The following is a 17627-nucleotide window of genomic DNA, read 5'->3' as shown; positions in this document are numbered from 1 at the left end:
TGACTGACCAACGGACGCGCGAGTGGCCCGGTCCGAGGCCAAGAGACCCCACCGTGGCCGCAGTGACGAAGACCAGGTGCTCGTCCCACCCGGCTGCCCGTGCGACCGTCGCGACCTTGTCGCGGTGGCCGGTCGGCCGGGGACGGCGGGTGAGCGGAGCGGTGAGGGCCCCGTCGCCCTCCTCCCGCGTACCGAACGGGACTTTACCAAGGCGTCGTCCGGGGTGAGTAAGCGGTTCCTGCGTCGGTCCGGGCAGGACGTGAACCACGCTGCCGCCCTGCACGTTCGAGTAACCGAATACCACTGTCGTACGTAGCGGAGAACGCCATGGTCACCATCGAAGGAACGAGTACCGCCCGGTTCGAACCGGTCCGGGCAGCACTGGCGGCCCACCTGGAGTCCGGCGACGAGCTGGGGGCGTCGCTGGCCGTGGACGTCGACGGCGTCATGGAAGTGGACCTCTGGGGTGGGCATGCCGACACCGCGCGGACCGTTGCTTGGGACCGGAACACACTGGTCAGCCTGTGGTCGACGACCAAGACCCTCACCAGTCTCGCCGCCCTCGTCCTCGTCGACCGTGGAGAACTGGACCTGCACCGCCCGGTCGCGGAGTACTGGCCGGAGTTCGCCGCCCGGGGCAAGCAGGACATCGAGGTGCGGCACGTTCTGGCGCACACCGCGGGGCTGCCCGGCTGGGAACAGCCCTTCACCATGGACGATCTCTACGACTGGCCGACGGCGAGCGCCCGGCTGGCCGGGCAGGCGCCCTGGTGGGAGCCGGGAACCGCCGCGGGCTACCACATGCAGACCCAGGGACAGCTGGTGGGGGAGCTCGTCCGGCGGGTCAGTGGCCGGACCCTGGCCGAGTTCGTGGACACCGAGATGGCCAAGCCGCTGGAGGCCGATGTCCAGATCGGTGCGCGGGAAGCGGACTGGCCGCGTATCGCCCGGCTGGTGCCGCCGTCGCAGACCGTCGAGGGACTGACTGGGCTCGATCCCGAGGCGTTCTTCGCCAGGGCGCTGTTGGGCAGCCCCGCCCGGGACGAGCACGTCGACACCCCGCGATGGCGTCGGGCCGAGCTCGGAGCCGTCAACGGGCACGGCAACGCAAGGAGTCTGGCCCGTACCCTCTCGGTGATCTCCCGGCGCGGCGAGGCGAACGGCCATCGGCTCCTCTCCCCCGGCACGGTGGACAGGATCTTCGACGTGCAGGCCGACGGAGTCGACCTGGTCCTGGGCGTTCCCGTGCGCTGGGGCGTCGGTTACGCGCTCGCCGACCCCAGGACGATGCCGCAGATGCCCACGGGGAGGATCTGCTTCTGGGTCGGCCGGGGCGGCTCGGTCGTCATGATGGACCTCGATCGGCGCGTCACCTTCGCCTACACGATGAACCGCCTGGATGCCGGAATCCTGGGTTCGGAGCGCACACACAGTTACATCCGGCACGTCTACGAGGCTCTTGACGCGACGATGTAGGTTCCGGTCGCCGGCAGGCACGAAACGCGTGGCGGGGAGGGACGGGACCGTGGCTGGCGGCGCACCACGGTCCCGGAGGCGTCGGCGCCCCGCACGCCGGTCCTGGTCGACCACGACTTCGGTGCGAGCCTGCCCCAGGTGCCCGGCCGGGCACCCGCGCGGAGGTCATCGCCTGCCTCCGCCGGTTGTCCCGACGCAGCACAGCCGGCGGATCGGCACGCTTGCCGGCAGACGCCGAGAGCCGGGTCTTGTGTCTCGCCCCCGTGACAAGGGGGAAGGGGACCCGTCTACGGTTCGACGATGTGCCGCAGATAGGTGTGCGGGTCGGCGAGATAGCGGCGCCAGTGATCCACCACACCGAGCTGCTGCCAGGTGACCCTCCGCATACCGTGCTCACCGACCTCGATGATGTCCGCGCCCGGCAGTGCGGTCAGCAACGGGCTGTGTGTGGCGCAGATGACCTGGCCGCCCTCCTTGGCCAGCCGGTCGATGTGCCCGATCAGCTCGAGGCACGAAGAGAAGGAGAGCGCTGCCTCGGGCTCGTCGAGAACATAGAGCCCGGCTTGCAGGAACTTCCCACGGAACGCCGCGAGAAAGCCCTCACCGTGGCTGACGTGGCCCGGCGAGAACCCCTCCCTGTCCAGGGCGTCCAGCGCGGTCTCCGCACGCAGGAAGAAGCCCTTGCGGGCCGACCAACTGGTGGCCATACGGCGCCCACGCCCCGAGGCGGCGTCGAATTTGATCCGCTCGCCGAGGGTCGACTTCCCGCGCGAGGAAGCGTAACGCCAGTCGTGGGAACCGCCGTAGGAGTCGAGACCGAACCCCTCCGCCAACGCCTCGACCACAGTCGACTTCCCCGAGCCGTTCTCACCCACCAGGAAGGTCACCGGCGCGGTGAACCGCAACCCTTCGTCGAGCAGTTGCCGGACGCAGGGCACCGACCACGGCCAGGCTTCCTCGTCGTACGAGGAGAGATGGGCATACGCGCGTTCGATGATCACGCAACCAGTGTCGCCTGGACTCGGAAGGCGTACGCGCCCGAGCTTGTCACGGAAGGTGGGCGCCCCGTCAGGGGTCAGGTGGTCTGCGATTCCGTTACGCGGGCGCGAAGTGAACAGCAGCGGTGCCGTAGGTGGGCGCCGGGCCGACAGACCCCGCCCGCCCGTCCGGACAGTGCGTCAGACCACGACGAGCCGGTCCACCAGCAGCTCGACTCTCCGCCCGGCGTCCCCCGGCGGCAGCCGTCCCGCCCGGGTCAGGGTCGCCAGCCCGTGCAGGGCCGCCCAGAACACCTCGGTGAACAGCTCCGGGTGGACGCCGTCCCCGGCGACCTCGGCGAGGCTTTCCAGCAGGGCGGCGAAGGCGTCCTTCAGGGGCTCCGGGGTGTCCTCCTCCGCGAACGCCAGGCCGCCGTCGAGCTGGAACATGGCGTCGTAGACCGCCGGGTTGCGTTCGGCGAAGTCGAGGTAGGCGCGGGCGAGCGTGGTGACCCGGGCGCGCGGGCCGTCCGCGGCGGAGGTCGCGGCCCGCAGCGCCGCGGCCATCTCGGCGGCGCCCTGGAGGGCCACGGCGCCGATGATCTCGCGCTTGCCGCGGAAGTGGCTGTAGAGGACGGGCTGGCTGTACTCGATGCTCTCGGCGAGCCGACGGGTGGTCACCGCGTCCCAGCCCTGCCGCTCGGCGAGTTCGCGGGCCGTCGCCACGATGAGGCGTTCGCGGCCCGCCCGTTCGCGCTCCTTGCGTTCCTGTACCGACACGGTCGGATCCTAGCACCGCTAGACAAACAAGCGGCAGCAGTACTAGCGTCGCCTCATAATCTAGCGACGCTAGATACCAGGAGGGGTCGTCATGCTCAACGCACTCGAGGTCTGCACCACCGTGATCGTCGGCGTAATGGTGGGGGTCGAGTTCTCCGTCGCATTCTTCGTCAACCCGATCCTCAACAGCCTCCCCGGCGACAACGGCCTGCGCGGCCGCGCGCACGGGGCCCGGCTGCTCGGCGCCGTGATGCCGTTCTGGTACATCGGCTCGCTCGCCCTCGCCGCCATCTGGGCCATCGCCGGTCGGCACCGCCAAGGCACCGGCCTCGTCATCATTGCCGCCGCGTTGCTGATTCTCAGCGTCGTCATGTCCATCCTGCTGCTCGTCCCGATCAACAACCGGGTCAAGACATGGACCGCCGACGGCCTGCCGGCCGACTGGAAGCAGCAGATGAACCGCTGGGACCGCTTCCACTACGTCCGCGTCGCCGTCATCACCGCAGCCTTCTCCCTGTTGGTCACCGCACTCGCCTGAGCCCGCGGCCCGAAGCCGCGCCGAGCCCACACCCGACCAGCGTGCCGAACCGGACACGCCCTTGGCATGCGCCGGCCGTCGGGGCGGGTGCGGGCGTCAGCGTCGCCGCTTGAGGTAGCCGTTCTGCACCGGCGCGCCGCCCCGGTCGACCCCATCCTTCACGGGTCGACCGCGGCAAACCCCGTTCGGGGCACTGGCCGCGCGGGTATGCCTTGCCCTGCCGCGCGCATGTCGTGCACGCGGTCCGGCTTCGACCGAGGGGGCGTCAGTGCGAAACAGAGTGGCCGATCTGGGGCTTGGCGACATCCGTGGCGACTACGCCATCATCAACCCGGCGATGGGCGCCATGATGCAGGTCCTACGCGGATTCTTGCTGCTTCTCTGGATCGCCCTGCTCGTCACTACTGTCGTCAACCCATCCGCGGTCAACGACAACGCCGCTGTCGCGACAGCCGTGGTGGCCGCTGTGTACGCCCTCAAGTTCGGATGGCGTCGGCTCACCGCCTCGCTTGGCGTGAACAGGTGTTACCTGTGCGCGGACGGCGTGGCCGTCACCGACCGGTTCGGCCGGATACGCGACTCCGTGGCGTGGAGCGAGGTGACAGGGGTGCAGCAGACGGCAGTGGTGGGTTTCGTCCTGGGCTGCCACCGCATCGAAATGTTCCGAAGCCGTTCCGCCGCGCCCCTCTTTTTCGTGGCGCCGGGAGTGAAGTCCACCCTGGTACAGGCTCTGCTCGACGAGGGCAGGCGCGGCGGCGTCCTCCAGTGATCGTGCGCACGGCATCGACCCTCGCCGAGCGGGTGCAGGTCGGGCGTCGTGGGCGCGCATGCGCTGTTCGGTGTCCGGGTCAGAGGCAGGCGAGTACACCAGTGATCTCCCGCAACTTGGTGATGCTCAGGGAGGGTTGAGCAACGGCGTCAGCCGCCTCCCTCCAGTGGGGCGCAGCGGAGGCGGCCAGCGAGGTAGCAGCCGACGGCGGTCGCGCCGATCGCCCAGAACGTCCGTCACTCCTTGGCACGGCGCGACCGCGAGAACGCACGCCTGCGCGGGGGTCGGACCCGGCCGACGCCGGGGCGGTGAAAGGGTTGGTGCGCGGGGCCGACGGAACCGGGTATGGTCCTTGTCATGTTCTTCCAGGCGCCGATTTACGAGTGAGAGCGTGATGGGCCCCTGCTGACGTCCTTCGATGTCGCCGCCCGTCCCCCACCGATGAATCCGTAGATCACTTCACATCACTACCGGGAGAACCCGTGACCGTGAGCAAGAACATCAACAACCCCGTGGGCATGGGCGGTGGCCAGCGCAAGAAGCAGTCCCGCGCCGAACGGCAGAACCACGGTCCGCACCGCAACCTCGACCGCCAGGGTGCAGCCGACCAGAAGGCGGAGCTGGTGCGCAAGATGCGCGAGAAGACTGGTGCAGCTGAGGACGCCGGGCAGGCGGACGACGACACCGCACAGAGCTGACGTACCGCCGCCGCAGGGCGGCACCGCACGGGGCAGGGCCCGGACCGCGACGCGCGGTCCGGGCCCTGCTGCCGTATCGGAGCTCTGCCGCTCGACCGAGTGCCGGTCGCACTCAGCTCTCGGCCGACCACCCGCGCCCCAACTGACCACCCGGCCAGCGTGAACTGCGTCACAAGCCGGACTGTCTCGGTCTGCCAGCCAATGACACACCGAGACCATCGACCGGCAGATCCCGACCAAACTGCCTAGCCGTCGTAGGGCACCCAGGCACGACTGCCTGCCTCGTTCGTCCCGTACCAGTAGTGGGGCATCCCCTCGATGGCGGTGGTGCGGAACGGGCGGCCGTGGTCATCGATACGGATCGTGCCGGTGCGGCCCTGGCAGGACCAGTCGAGTTCGAGGTACCAGCGGGCGTCGTTGGCCTGTGTCGTCGCGTCGACCAGCAGCACTTCCGGGTCCGTGGCGGAGATCCGGTAGGGGAAGTGCGCGGCCGGGATGGTGCGTCCTTGGTCGGCGCCGTCCTTCGAGCGGATGATGGGACGGTCGGCGTCGAGGTTCGCGGTGAAGCGGCGGAGCGTGAGGTCGCTGCCACAGCCCTGATCCGTGGCGTACGCGCGCCCGGGCGCCGGTTTGCCGCGGCTGATGATACGGACACGGAGCGCCTCCAGGACCACAGCGGTGGACGACCGCCCCTGTACCGAGATCTGCACCATCGTCTGCTTCCCGTGCACCGCGTCCTGCGTCGCCGCCCACGCCCCGGCGTCCTGTTGTGCCGGCGGCGGCGGCACCTGTGCGGACGGTTTGTCGATGACGTAGTCGTGCATGCAGCCCAGGTCCCAGATCTGGGAGTCGGCACTCCAGGCGAGAGGCGGGCCGGTGGCAGGTTTCGCAGTCGCCGTGGGACTGCTCCCACTTGGGGTCGGCGCGGGGGCTTTGTACCGGGGGCCGGGCGACGCCGAGCTGCGGGACGGGGATGGAGTTGCCCGTCGATCCGCCGAGCGGTGGGGTGCGCCGGGGGCGGTTGTCCGCGGGAGGGAGGCCTCGGAGGAGTGGTCGTCCGACAGAGCAGACGTGCCGGCCCAAGTGACCAGCAGCGCGCACGAGATGGCGGTGGAGACGAGGACTCGCCGACGGCGGTACCAGGGGCGGGGAGCAGAGCCGAAGGCGGGCCCGTCGGAGTCGGGATCGTTGCCGGGCTGCACCGCGGAACCGCTCTGCTTGACGGGTTCCCGCTTCGCGTCCGGTGGCGGAGCCGCAGCCGGTGCCGGTTCCGGTTCCGGTTCCGGTGAGGGTGCCGGTTCCGGTGAGGGTGCCGGTTCCGGTTCCGGTTCCGGTTCCGGTGAGGGTGCCGGTGAGGGAATCGTCTCCTCCGCCGGACCGGCCGCACGCGTCTGCTGCCGAGCTTCCATCAGCGACAACCACAGCCGGTGCAGCTCCAGCCGCTCCTGCGGTGTCGCCTCGCAGAAGGCCGCGAGGCGCTCCACAGGTGCGAAGTCCTGGGGTACCGCATCGCCCCTGCAGTAGCGGTGGAGCGTGGAGGTGTTCATGTTGATGCGCCGCGCCAGGGAGCCGTAACTGCGGTCCGTACGGCCCTTCAGCTGCCGCAGCCGTGCCGCGAACTCCTCGACCTCGTCCCGCTTCGACACCGCTCTCCCGTCTTCCGCCCGCTAACCGGGCACTCACATACCTGCACGTCAGATGGGCCGGAATGGTTCCACTGTCCTCGACGGGACGGCAGCCGTCACGCCACGCTCGGCGACTCATCGCTGCATAGGTGCAGCACGGTCCGGTGGTCCGGAGAGTGCTGCACCAAGTGCGCCTCGAAGAACTGGGCATGCGTGTGCCCGATCCAGAGCGCAATCAGGACAGCAACCCGCGGCCGATGGGCCGCGACCCGTTGCCCGGTCGGCCGCATCCGGCAGTCGGCTGCCCCCATGATTCGGCTCCGCACTCCCGGGAGGGCATCCCAGGTGCTCCTGTTTCCGCAGGTCAACGTGGATGGGACCGTTCCACCCCTGCAGGTATGCCGTCGGCTGTTGTCCTGGGTCCACGACATCCTCAATGCTCTGGGTGTCGCCCCGGCCGAGTCGAAACGATGCGGCGCGGCAGCAGCGCGGTAACGGCACCCGACCTGCACCTGCGCACCAGGACACCTCTGTGCCCGGCCACCAGCCGGGCCCTCCTGTCCTCGCATCGGAATACGGACGAGGGGCGGCAAGACGGCAGTGCCGACGACACGAAAAACATAAAACCGATTTAAAGCATCCACATACGGACCCGAAAAGGAAGACCCACATGAACAGCAATTCCCCCGCACACCGCCGTCCGGGCCGCCGCGCGGCCGTCATCGCCGGCCTCGTCCTGGCTGTCGGACTCGGTGCAGCGACGCAGATGCCGGCACAGGCGGCCGTGCACGCCCCCGTGAAGGCGTCCGCCGCCGCGCTGCGGCCGATCAGCGGCACCCCCGGCCAGGCGGTCACCCGGGTCGCCGACTTCTACGGCGCGTACATCGACGCGAAGGGCGACTACGCGGACCCGGACCGCACGCTCGCCACGGCGCTCCGCAAGCACTACCTGACGCCCGAGTTCGCCGAGCGGCTGACGGCCTGGGAGGGGGAGAACGGAGCGGATGGGGTCCTGCGTGCCCAGAACGTCCCGGCGCAGTGGACGGTGACCGACAACGGCACTGTGGGCAACGGCCACGAGGTCATCGTCACCCTCACGTTCGGCAGCGGGGAGACCGCGCAGAAGACCAAGCTCTTCGTGCTGCTGGAGCGGTACAACCACATAGTCGACATCGAAACCACGAGCGCCCGCTAACGGCGCAACCAGTCCGTCCGGACGATCCGGTTCGAGGCGAGGCACCGCGCGGGACCTTGACGGGTGCCTCCGTCGGGCGGGTCGGCGCCCCCTGCTCTTGACAGCAGGGGGCGCCGACCCGGTGCCTCCTGCCAACAGTCGTACAACAGTGTCACGCGCTCGTACCGGCCAACCGCACCTCGCCTGCCCACATGCCACGGAAGAGCCATCGTGCGCCACCGGCCGAAAGTGGCACCCTGAGCCGGAGTTCGTCAAGGCGGCCGAACGAGTCAGGTGAGTGGTGGCGACGCGGGCAGGTGCTGTTCGGCGGCCCAGGAGGCGAGGATGCGCAGCCGTTCGTGGGTGGCGGAGCCGGGCTCGGCGGTCCAGACGGTCAGGTTCTGGTCGGGATCGGTGCTGGCGGTGAGGGTGTCCCAGTCCAGGACCAGTTCGCCGACGACGGGATGATTGAGGGTCTTCGTGCCCACGGTGCGGGCCGCGACCCGGTGATCGCCCCACCAGCGGGCGAACTGTTCGTCCCGCATGGACAGTTCACCGACCAGCTCGATCAGGCGGGGGTCCTCGGGATACTTCGCGGCCTCCATGCGCAGCTGGGCCACGGAGATCTGCGCGGAAGTCTCCCAGTCGGCGTACAGGGTGCGCATCACCGGATCGGTGAACTGGATCCGGGGATAGTTGCGGTGCCTCTCCGGGATACGGGAGAAGTCGGTGACCAGGGCTGCGGCCAGTGCGTTCCAGGCCAGGATGTCCCCGCGCCGGCCCTGCACGACGGCCGGGGTGGCGGTCAGGTCGTCGAGGACCCGTTGCAGTTGCGGCTGGACCTTCTGCCGGCCACGCCGCCGGGTGCGGGGCGTGGTCTTCCCCGCCAGCTGGAAGAGGTATCCACGCTCGTCGTCGTCCAGGTGGAGCACCCGGGCGAGCGTGTCGAGAACGGGGGCGGACGCCTGCATGCGGCCCTGTTCGAGCCGGGTGTAGTAGTCGGTGCTGATGCTGGCGAGCTGGGCGACCTCCTCGCGGCGCAGCCCGGCCACCCGGCGGGGCCGGTCGGTCTCGGGCAGGCCGACCGTGCGCGGGCTCAGCGCCGAGCGGCGTTTCTTGAGGAATTCTCCCAGCTCATTGAGAGGAACGTTGCTGGTCATGCTTCCCAGCATGACATCGCTCGCGCCCGGGGAAGGGGGGAGAATCCACTCCCAGGATGTCCCCTCCCGGGATGGACTTCTCCGCTTTTCGCACTCACTCTCGCGTGTGAGGCTCGATGTCGAGCAGCCGAGCACGCCCCCCGGCTGCGGTACACCGACCCCGCACCGAAGGAAGCACCCCCATGCGCGGAGCAGTCATCTACGCCCCCGGCGACGTGCGCTTCGAGAGCCTCGCCGACCCGAAGATCCTCCAGCCGACCGATGCGGTCATCCGTACGGTCGCCACCTGCGTGTGCGGCTCGGACCTGTGGCCCTACCGGGGCGCGGAACCCATCGGCGACCCGCACCCGATGGGACACGAGTACGTCGGCATCGTCGAGGAGGTCGGCAGGGAGGTCACCAACGTCAGGCCGGGCCAGTTCGTGGTCGGCTCCTTCGCCACCTCGGACAACACCTGCGTCAACTGCGAGAACGGCTGGCAGTCCAACTGCCTGCGCCGCGAGTTCATGAGCACCTGCCAGGCGGATTACGTCCGCATCCCCAACGCCCACGGCACCCTCGTCGCCACCGACGGGCACCCGGACGGCGCAATGGTGCCCGGCCTGCTCGCCGTCTCCGACGTGATGGGCACCGGCTGGTACGCCGCTCTGGCCGCCGAGGTGGGGCCGGGCTCGACCGCCGTCGTGGTCGGTGACGGCGCTGTCGGCCTGTGCGGTGTCATCGCCGCGAAGGAACTCGGCGCCGAGCGGATCATCGCGATGAGCCGTCACGCCTCCCGGCAGCAGTTGGCCCTGGAGTTCGGGGCCACCGACATCGTCGGCGAGCGCGGTGAGGAGGGCGTCGCCCGGGTCAAGGAGCTCACCGGCGGCATCGGCGCGGATTCGGTGCTGGAGTGCGTGGGTACCGCCGAGTCGATGCGACAGGCCCTGCACTCGGCCCGGCCCGGCGGCAACGTCGGCTTCGTCGGCGTCCCGCACGAGGTCGCGATCGACGGCGAGGAACTGTTCTTCTCCCACGTCGGCCTGCGCGGCGGCCCCGCTCCCGTACGCCGGTACCTGCCTGACCTGATCGACCGCGTCCTGAGCGGCCGCATCAACCCCGGCAAGGTCTTCGACCTCACCCTGCCCCTGGACCAGGTCGCCGAGGGCTACAAGGCGATGGACGAGCGCCGCGCGATCAAGGCGCTCCTCACGCCCTGACCTCGCGCGTTCACGCCAGGGCCGCAGCCAGGCAATGCGGTTCCGGACCGGGAACCATCCCCGCTCACACAAAAGAACCGCCCATGACCACTTCGGCCCTGCGGGCACGGGCCCCGGCCTCGGGCTCGCCACCGCCCGCCGCTTCGGAGGCGGGCACCTGATCATCCCGGGCGCCATCCGGTCCGACGCCGACCGCAGCTGCCCCGCGGTGCTGGCGCAGCGTCTGTACGACATCCACCAGCAGCGGGACGATTTGCGTCACTACCTGAGCCCCTGCACGACCAGCCACAGGACCACCCCGTGCACCCGCTATCCCTTCGCGCTCTCGCCCGCGCGGTCCCGGCCGGCGCCCTGCTGCTGGTCGCCACCGCCTGCACCGACGACTCCCCTTCATCCTCTCCTTCCGAGCCCGCGTCGCCGCAGGCTTCGACAGCCCCGGCCGCCACCACCTCACCCGGCAGGAGAACCGCCATGAACATCAGGCTCACGCTCAACGGCCACCGCGTCGCCGCCACCCTGAACGACAGCGTCACCGCCCGCGAATTCGCCGCGCAGCTCCCCCTCACCCTGTCCCTGCGCGACTTCCACCAGGCCGAGAAGATTGCGGACCTGCCGCGGAAGCTGTCCACCTCCGGCGCCCCCGAAGGCGCCGACCCCAGGGCCGGTGACCTGGCCTACTACGCACCCTGGAACCAGCTGGCCACCTACTACCGCGACGCTCCCTACGCGGCCGGCCTGGTCCCTCTCGGGCACATGGCCGACGGTGGCACCGAACAGCTCGCAACCGCCGACGAGATCACCATCGAAGCCGCGCCCTGACCCGCCCCACCGCCCAACCCGCACGGGTGGCACCGCCAGCTGGGGCCCCGATCCCGCCTATGTCCACGCAAGGAGAGACCACACGTATGCCTTCCGCATCCGGGACCACCCCGGGCAAGCTTCCCTTCGTCGTCTGGGTGCTCGCCGCCGGCACGTTCCTGATGGGGACCACCGAGTTCGTCGTCGCCGGCCTGCTGCCGGAGCTGGCCGGTGACCTCGGAGTCAGCGTCTCCCACGCCGGTCTGCTGATCACCGCCTTCGCCATCGGCATGATCATCGGCGCGCCGACCATGGCCATGGCGACCCTGCGCCTGCCGCAACGCCGGACGCTGATCCTGGCCCTGTCCGTGTTCTGCCTCGGACATCTGGTCGCCGCCCTCAGCGCGTCCTTCACGGTCGTCCTCGTTGCCCGCGTTGTCACGGCCCTGGCCACCGGGGCGTTCTGGTCCGTCGGTTTCGTCGTGGCCACCACCGCCGCGGGTCCGCGCAACGCCACCCGCGCCACGGGCGTCATGATCGGCGGCCTGACCCTGGCCAACGTCGTCGGCGTGCCGATCGGCTCCTTCGCCGGCCAGTTCACCGGCTGGCGCGGCCCCTTCTGGGCCCTGGCTGTGCTCTCCGGGCTCGCCGCCGTGTTCATCGGCCGCTTCATCCCCACCCAGGAGCACCGCGTCGCAGTGTCGATCCGGGCCGAGGTCCGTGCTCTGCGTCAGGGCCGGCTGTGGCTGGCGCTCGGCGCCGCGATGCTGATCATGGGTGGCGTGCTGGCGACGTACACGTACATCACGCCGCTGCTGACCGACCGTGCAGGCATCCCCGCGGGGGCCGTCCCGCTCGTCCTGATCGCGTTCGGTGTCGGCGCCCTGGGCGGCACCACCACCGGCGGCCGGCTGGGCGACGGGCGTCCGATGGTCACCACCATCACGGCCGCCGCGGCCACCGCCCTGGTCCTGCTCCTTCTGGTCCCACTGTCCGGCAACCCGGTGACAGCCACCCTCCTCGTCTTCCTCATGGGCCTCACCGGCTTCACCGTCAACCCGGTGGTCACCGCACTCGCCATGCACTTCGCGGGCGATGCTCCCACCCTGACCTCGGCGCTGACCACCTCCGCCTTCAACACCGGCATCGCCGCCGGCTCGGCCATCGCCGGTACGGCCCTGGACTCCTCCCTCGGCCTGACCGGACCGCCCCTGGTCGGCACCGTGATCGCCGCCCTGACGCTACTGCCCCTGACGGCCCTCGCCGCCGTCCATGGCCCTTCCGTGAAGGGCCGGATCGTGGCCCGGAGCAGCGCTCGCCCTGACGTGCGACGCGACGAACCTGCGCAGGCGCCGTCGCAGGGCTGACTCGAGCCCCGATCCGCGCTCGACCTCGCGAGGACGACTGGGACCGCGTCATCGGCGTCAGCCTGACCGGGAGGTTTCTGTGCAGGAAGCACCAGGCTCCCTGAATGACTGTCTCTGACGGGCGACATGGCCACCCTCAACGGGGAACGCCGACGGGACTCGCCCCGCCGACGAGTAGACAGCCGACGTACGAAAGTAAGGTGAAAGACACCATGGAGTTCGTCAAGCAGCAGCCCAGCAGCAAGGCCCCGGCCGACTGGTTCACCGGCGACGTGTGGTGGGACGTCATCGTGGCCGGCCAGGAGCCGTCCCGGATGCGTGCCAACCTGGTCCGTTTCTCCCCGAGTGCCCGCACCAACTGGCACTCCCACGCCCTGGGCCAGACCCTGCACGTCGTCTCCGGCATCGCCCTGATCGGTACGCGCGATGGCACGGTCTTCGAGGCCCACCCCGGTGAGACCGTCGCCTGCCCGCCGAACGAGGAACACTGGCACGGCGCCGCCCCCGACCGGTTCATGGAGCACATCGCCATGTGGGAGGGCTCAGGCGACGGCACCCCCGAGACCACCTGGGCCGAGCCGGTCACCGACCAGCAGTACAACGGCCCCCGCACCCGCAATCAGTAGCCCGAACCAGAGGCACCGCGGCGTCTCGCACAACAGTGCCAAGACGTCGAGTGAGGCGGGCTGCGTGAGGTCTGTGCTCGGCTGGCGACGCCAGTCCCAAGTGGGGTAAACGCGGGCAGAGCGAGCCGGGCCGCGGGCGTCACGCGGTTGAAGGGAAATGTTCGATGGTCGGCGCGGGTGACCCGGAACGGACACCCGAGCACCGACGCGGGTCGGCGGGCTGCGGGCCACGGGCCGCGGGCCGGAACGGTGAAGGCCGAACCGACATCCGAAAGCGGGACGACCAGCAGGCCGGGACGAACGTTCGAAAACCGGGCGGCGGCAGGCTGGCACGCACGCTGGAAGACCGACGCGGGCGCGCCCCGCAAGCAAGGACGGCTTGTCGGTCCAGACGGCGGCGTCGGCAAAGAGCACGGATGTCCGGCGCTGCCCGTTGCCGCTGCGAATCGGATCAGTTCCTGGCTTCCAGGCTTCAGCTCGCTCATGGGGGTACTCGGCGCCCGGCAGTCACCGCCCGCACAGCCGGCAGACACCGGACGGCAAGCACCGGACGGCAGACACCGGCCCACCTGCGGGCACATGAACGCGTCAGTGAACGAAGACCCGGCCCCTGGCCGGGCACGTCAGGAGGATCCCATGGTGTTCGGCACAACCAACGAGAACGAAAACAGCGACACCCCACCCTCCTGCACCCACACCCAGCCGGCAAACAGCGTTCAAGGCGCAACGGACAGCAGCGCCTACGCGCCCGACGGCAGTGTCCCGCTAGGCGGCTACGCCACCCTGGCAGGCCTCTACGCCACGGCCACAGGACTCGCCGTACTCGCACTGCGCAGGACCGGACGCCCCCTGCCCCCCGGCGTCCCGCCCTGGGACCTGCTGGTACTCGGCACAGCCACTTACAAGATCTCCCGGCTCGTGACCAAAGGAAAGATCACCAGCTTCCTGCGGGCACCCTTCACCCGCCGCCAGGAAGCAACCGGCGGCAGCGAAGTCGCGGACGAACCCCGTCGGCAAGGAACCCTGGGACAAGCCACCGGCGAACTCCTCGCCTGCCCGTTCTGCGCCTCGACCTGGGCCGCGACCAGCCTGATGTGCGGATACATCGCCGCACCACACGCCACCCGCCTGGTCGCCGCAGGCCTCAGCGCGGTGGTCATCTCCGACTGGCTCCAATACGCCTGGAGCTTCACGCAGCAACAGGTGGACAACTGACCGACAACCCGGTTTGGGGCTGTGGCGCCCGTCCCCACTGAACGGCGACCTGGGGGTGCCCGGTGCGGGCGGTTCGACCTTTGCTGAGCCGCCGGGGCGTCCACGCCGCCCGCCGGGACGGCCGCCCCGGCCATGGCAGGGGAACAAGGAGCGAAGGATGAACAGGCAGACGCCGTCCAGTGCCGGGGCAGGGTACGAGCCCCGCACGGGACCCCGCCCGACGCAAGGACGAGCATGAAGACATCGCCCGTCACGGATCTTCCGGCACCCGGAACGGGCACGGGACCGGGCGAGAAGTCCCGCACGCAGACCTGGGCGTTCGCCGCCGCCCGGCTGGTCGCCGCGCACCGTTCGGCACCGGCCCTGCACCCCGTCGGCCTGCTCTGCACGGCCACGGTGGACGTCGCCGCCGACGGCGCCCACTGGGGCGTGCCCTGGCTGGCCGCCCCGGGCCGCCACACAGCACTGGTGCGCTGGTCACGTGCAGCGGGCTTCCCCCGCTCATGGCCCGACGCGATGGGCCTGGCCGTCCGCGTGGAAGCCGCCGCGGGACCCGGACGGCCCCTGGATCTGCTCCTCACCACCAGCGGAGCCGGCCGCCTGGGGCGCCACCTCCCCCGGATGCGTATGAACGCCGTCGGCGGCCCCTACTCCACACTGCTGTCCTACCGCTTCGGCAACCGGCCCCGGATCATCGCCGCGTTCCCGCAGTCCCCCACCCCACCGGTGGGCACCTCCATCACCGCGCTCACCGACGCACTCCACCACAGGACGATCCGCTTCACGCTACGGGCCGCCGACCGCAACGAATCCTGGCGCACCTTCGCCACACTGACACTCAACGCCCCCACCCCAGAACCGGCACCCGCACCCGCACCCGCCGCACGGGCAGAGGTACCGGTGCAGAGCCCCGGCTTTGACCCCTACGCCCACCACCTGCCCCTGCTCCACCCCATGGGCCGCCTCGCCGGCCTGCGTACGGCCGCCTACGCCGGATCACGGGCAGGACGCGGCACCCCCGGATGAAGGACCGGAAACATTGGGCTCCGCACGCCCGGTCGGACACCTCGACGCGGGGAACCCGACACAACGGACAGATCGGGACAGGAGCCGCCACGGTCGGCGGCACAGGAACCGGCACCAGAAGTGGACGACCCGCACACCGGCACGGAGGACGTCCACCCACTCAGGAGAACAGCTCCCCTCGGCCGAAAAGCCCGGCCCCTGACCCGTGACGCCCAGCGCACCACCCCCAGAAACACGTCCGGGAGGATCCTCATGACACTCTCGATCAGCACACAGGACGCCTCCCAGCTCGGAGGAGAAGGCAGCATCCTGCTGCGTCAGCGCCGTGACCACGCGCAGCTCGACGCGATGATGAACCGCTATCTCAATCCCCACACCACGCCCGGCCAACGGGCCGCCCTGTGGAAGGACATCGTCCAGCTCGTCTTCAGCCACGCCTTCGCCGAGGAGACCGTGCTGTGGCCCCTCCTGCGCCGCATCCACAGCGACGGCGAACTCCTCACCACGCGCGTCGAACAGGAACACCAGGAGATCAACGAACTGATCGCACGCATCGAGAAAACAACCGACACCGATGATCGCAGCCGCACCGCCTGGATTCAGCAGGCCTTCACTCTGATTCGCCAGGACATCCGCGACGAGGAGGACGAAGTCCTGCCTCACCTGCGAGAAGCGTTCAGCGACCGCCGCCTGCGGCAGATCGGCGCCGCCTGGGAAACCGTACGGGCCAGCGCACCCACCCACCCCCACCCCGCAGTGTCGCGGCGCCCTCCCGGTAACGCGTTGAGCGGCCTGCCCCTCAGCGCCTTCGACCGGTTCCGCGACCTCGCTCCGTTCACCTCCCCTTCCGCCCGCCGCGCGAGCCTGGTCACCGCCGTCGCGGTCACCCTCGCCGCCGCCCTCCTCCTCGCACGTCGCGCCCACCACCCCATCCGGTAACAGGCGGAACGTACGGGAAAGGGAAACCCAGTCGCATGAAAAAAGTCCCACCCCGGGACAGCCGGGATGGGACTTCATGGAGCGCCGGGCAGGCCTTGCACCTGCATTTCCCCACGGGAAGTGGGGCGTCTTTCCTTGGACCACCAACGCAGAGACGACAACCGCGGTACGGCGTGCGCTCAAGATCAATAGTACCCCGACCACGGCACTCCCCGCCACCACCTTCGCCCCGGACGCGGTCCGCGCGACGCACGGCAACGCGAGCCGCGACCGAGGACGGACGGGCGGACATGAGCGGGCTGGGTACTGGGCCGGGCAGGGGTATCAGTGGCAGAGCACCGATGACACCGCAGCGTTGATCCTCCTGGCCTCGGCATGCGTCACCTTGTGAACACGGGAGGAAAAGCGGGACCTCGCCGCGCTCTCAGCACCGCCCCCGCCAGCAAGGGCGGCACACTGGCTGCGCGCGTTGGCCACCGCCCTGTCCTCGTCTGCAACCAGAGCAGGACTGATCGCGCTCAACGCCCGAATCAGCCTGGCCCGGCTAGCTGCATCAGGCTCGCCCGGCACAGGGGCTTTGCCATGTCCCTCATCCTCACCCTCACCCGCATCCACGGACTTCCGGGGCGCGGGTGAGGGTGCAGCAGTAGCAGTAGCCGTAGCCGTAGCGGCTCTACCGGAGCCCGTCTCCCCGTCACCACCGCCCTTACCGCCGCTGCTGCAGCCGACAAGAGCAAGCGTGAAGGAGGCGAACACCGCGATGACGACCGCGGCAGTGGCACGGATGGACATGATCTCCCCTGGGACGTCTGTTGCTGACCGCCATCATGCAGCAACAGAACGTGCCACCCGACCCGTTCGCCCACCCCCGCCCCAACTCTTTGCCGTAGACGGTCAACCGGGCCCGCCCGCCGACTCAGCCTTCACCGACGGGAACCGGAAACCGACAGAAACAGCTCAGGGACTGTCGCCGAGCCAGTCGAAACGCCCCTCTTCACCAGGCCTCGGCCCGTACAGGGCACAACCACCAGGACCGTAACGGCCGATCTCCGTGGGCAGCGCCACCTCACCCCGGCACCCGCCCGGCCACCCGGTCACATCCAGCAGCAACCCGTCCAGCGGACCGCCCGTCAACTCCACATAGTCCCGCCCAGGCCGCCGCCCCCAAACGGCATCATCATGATCAACGCCATACACCCGCCCCCGCAAGAACTCATCCTCCTCCACACCCCCACCCTCCCCCCCCCCCCTGACAACGCG

The 17627-nt window shown here is 69.9% G+C and carries 18 protein-coding genes; 12 read left to right on the top strand and 6 right to left on the bottom strand.

Going from position 1 to position 17627, the window contains the following annotated elements; genetic code table 11:
* Window positions 1-327 precede the first annotated feature (327 nt).
* The gene (locus AC0ZLC_RS32630) at window positions 328-1476 is read left to right on the top strand and encodes a serine hydrolase domain-containing protein (protein ID WP_476755544.1); all 1149 of its coding nucleotides are present in this window, start codon (window positions 328-330) and stop codon (window positions 1474-1476) included.
* 287 nt (window positions 1477-1763) lie between these two features.
* Here the strand turns inward: AC0ZLC_RS32630 and AC0ZLC_RS32625 are convergent, their stop codons facing one another.
* Window positions 1764-2477, bottom strand: coding sequence for an AAA family ATPase (locus AC0ZLC_RS32625; RefSeq protein WP_476755543.1), 714 nt, complete (start codon window positions 2475-2477; stop codon window positions 1764-1766).
* A gap of 177 nt (window positions 2478-2654) precedes the next feature.
* On the bottom strand, window positions 2655-3233 hold the full coding sequence (locus AC0ZLC_RS32620; RefSeq protein WP_476755542.1) for a TetR/AcrR family transcriptional regulator: 579 nt from the start codon (window positions 3231-3233) through the stop codon (window positions 2655-2657).
* Between the two features lie 91 nt (window positions 3234-3324).
* On the opposite strand from AC0ZLC_RS32620, the gene AC0ZLC_RS32615 reads away from it, so the two are divergent.
* From AC0ZLC_RS32615 to AC0ZLC_RS32605, 3 genes are all read left to right on the top strand, one after another.
* Entirely contained in the window at window positions 3325-3771 is a 447-nt protein-coding gene (locus AC0ZLC_RS32615; RefSeq protein WP_476755541.1) for an anthrone oxygenase family protein, read from the top strand.
* Window positions 3772-4051: 280 nt separating this feature from the next.
* Window positions 4052-4540: a hypothetical protein gene (locus AC0ZLC_RS32610; RefSeq protein WP_476755540.1), complete on the top strand. Its 489-nt coding sequence runs from the start codon at window positions 4052-4054 to the stop codon at window positions 4538-4540.
* Between the two features lie 482 nt (window positions 4541-5022).
* Window positions 5023-5238 (top strand): DUF6243 family protein, encoded by a 216-nt coding sequence (locus AC0ZLC_RS32605; RefSeq protein WP_476755539.1) that lies wholly within the window; start codon window positions 5023-5025, stop codon window positions 5236-5238.
* 245 nt (window positions 5239-5483) lie between these two features.
* On the opposite strand, the gene AC0ZLC_RS32600 is transcribed toward AC0ZLC_RS32605, so the two are convergent.
* The gene (locus tag AC0ZLC_RS32600) at window positions 5484-6884 is read right to left on the bottom strand and encodes a helix-turn-helix domain-containing protein (protein ID WP_476755538.1); all 1401 of its coding nucleotides are present in this window, start codon (window positions 6882-6884) and stop codon (window positions 5484-5486) included.
* 649 nt (window positions 6885-7533) lie between these two features.
* On the opposite strand from AC0ZLC_RS32600, the gene AC0ZLC_RS32595 reads away from it, so the two are divergent.
* Window positions 7534-8058 carry a hypothetical protein gene (locus AC0ZLC_RS32595; RefSeq protein WP_476755537.1) on the top strand — a complete coding sequence of 175 codons (525 nt, stop codon included), beginning with the start codon at window positions 7534-7536 and terminating at the stop codon, window positions 8056-8058.
* Between the two features lie 269 nt (window positions 8059-8327).
* Here the strand turns inward: AC0ZLC_RS32595 and AC0ZLC_RS32590 are convergent, their stop codons facing one another.
* Window positions 8328-9209: a helix-turn-helix domain-containing protein gene (locus tag AC0ZLC_RS32590; protein ID WP_476755536.1), complete on the bottom strand. Its 882-nt coding sequence runs from the start codon at window positions 9207-9209 to the stop codon at window positions 8328-8330.
* Window positions 9210-9379: 170 nt separating this feature from the next.
* Here AC0ZLC_RS32590 and AC0ZLC_RS32585 point away from each other — a divergent pair, with 170 nt between their 5' ends.
* The gene (locus AC0ZLC_RS32585) at window positions 9380-10396 is read left to right on the top strand and encodes a zinc-dependent alcohol dehydrogenase family protein (protein ID WP_476755535.1); all 1017 of its coding nucleotides are present in this window, start codon (window positions 9380-9382) and stop codon (window positions 10394-10396) included.
* Window positions 10397-10460: 64 nt separating this feature from the next.
* Here the strand turns inward: AC0ZLC_RS32585 and AC0ZLC_RS32580 are convergent, their stop codons facing one another.
* A complete protein-coding gene (locus AC0ZLC_RS32580; RefSeq protein WP_476755534.1) occupies window positions 10461-10658 on the bottom strand; it encodes a hypothetical protein in 198 nt (65 codons plus the stop codon).
* Window positions 10659-10867: 209 nt separating this feature from the next.
* Between AC0ZLC_RS32580 and AC0ZLC_RS32575 the strand changes: the two genes are divergently transcribed.
* The 6 genes from AC0ZLC_RS32575 (at window position 10868) to AC0ZLC_RS32550 (ending at window position 16367) form a co-directional block, all read left to right on the top strand.
* Window positions 10868-11215, top strand: coding sequence for a cyclophilin-like fold protein (locus AC0ZLC_RS32575; protein ID WP_476755533.1), 348 nt, complete (start codon window positions 10868-10870; stop codon window positions 11213-11215).
* Between the two features lie 86 nt (window positions 11216-11301).
* Complete coding sequence (locus AC0ZLC_RS32570) at window positions 11302-12561, top strand: MFS transporter (protein WP_476755532.1); 1260 nt, start codon at window positions 11302-11304, stop codon at window positions 12559-12561.
* Between the two features lie 212 nt (window positions 12562-12773).
* Entirely contained in the window at window positions 12774-13187 is a 414-nt protein-coding gene (locus AC0ZLC_RS32565; protein WP_476755573.1) for a (R)-mandelonitrile lyase, read from the top strand.
* Between the two features lie 636 nt (window positions 13188-13823).
* Entirely contained in the window at window positions 13824-14402 is a 579-nt protein-coding gene (locus AC0ZLC_RS32560; RefSeq protein WP_476755531.1) for a DUF1360 domain-containing protein, read from the top strand.
* Between the two features lie 234 nt (window positions 14403-14636).
* Window positions 14637-15428, top strand: a complete 792-nt coding sequence (locus AC0ZLC_RS32555; protein ID WP_476755530.1) for a phosphodiesterase — start codon at window positions 14637-14639, stop codon at window positions 15426-15428.
* 252 nt (window positions 15429-15680) lie between these two features.
* Window positions 15681-16367 (top strand): hemerythrin domain-containing protein, encoded by a 687-nt coding sequence (locus AC0ZLC_RS32550; RefSeq protein ID WP_476755529.1) that lies wholly within the window; start codon window positions 15681-15683, stop codon window positions 16365-16367.
* Between the two features lie 957 nt (window positions 16368-17324).
* Here AC0ZLC_RS32550 and AC0ZLC_RS32545 read toward each other — a convergent pair.
* A complete protein-coding gene (locus AC0ZLC_RS32545; protein WP_476755528.1) occupies window positions 17325-17594 on the bottom strand; it encodes a hypothetical protein in 270 nt (89 codons plus the stop codon).
* Between the last annotated feature and the right edge of the window lie 33 nt (window positions 17595-17627).

The organism is Streptomyces sp. GLSS-08, assembly GCF_056387915.1.
The sequence above is the reverse complement of the archived record's forward strand: the minus strand, read 5'-3'. Positions and strand labels throughout refer to the sequence as shown.

Coding starts and splice junctions, on each gene's coding strand:
- AC0ZLC_RS32630 (WP_476755544.1), top strand. CDS start 328: ATGGTCACCATCGAAGGAACGAGTACCGCCCGGTTCGAACCGGTCCGG.
- AC0ZLC_RS32615 (WP_476755541.1), top strand. CDS start 3,325: ATGCTCAACGCACTCGAGGTCTGCACCACCGTGATCGTCGGCGTAATG.
- AC0ZLC_RS32595 (WP_476755537.1), top strand. CDS start 7,534: ATGAACAGCAATTCCCCCGCACACCGCCGTCCGGGCCGCCGCGCGGCC.
- AC0ZLC_RS32590 (WP_476755536.1), bottom strand. CDS start 9,209: ATGCTGGGAAGCATGACCAGCAACGTTCCTCTCAATGAGCTGGGAGAA.
- AC0ZLC_RS32585 (WP_476755535.1), top strand. CDS start 9,380: ATGCGCGGAGCAGTCATCTACGCCCCCGGCGACGTGCGCTTCGAGAGC.
- AC0ZLC_RS32575 (WP_476755533.1), top strand. CDS start 10,868: ATGAACATCAGGCTCACGCTCAACGGCCACCGCGTCGCCGCCACCCTG.
- AC0ZLC_RS32570 (WP_476755532.1), top strand. CDS start 11,302: ATGCCTTCCGCATCCGGGACCACCCCGGGCAAGCTTCCCTTCGTCGTC.
- AC0ZLC_RS32565 (WP_476755573.1), top strand. CDS start 12,774: ATGGAGTTCGTCAAGCAGCAGCCCAGCAGCAAGGCCCCGGCCGACTGG.
- AC0ZLC_RS32560 (WP_476755531.1), top strand. CDS start 13,824: ATGGTGTTCGGCACAACCAACGAGAACGAAAACAGCGACACCCCACCC.
- AC0ZLC_RS32555 (WP_476755530.1), top strand. CDS start 14,637: ATGAAGACATCGCCCGTCACGGATCTTCCGGCACCCGGAACGGGCACG.
- AC0ZLC_RS32550 (WP_476755529.1), top strand. CDS start 15,681: ATGACACTCTCGATCAGCACACAGGACGCCTCCCAGCTCGGAGGAGAA.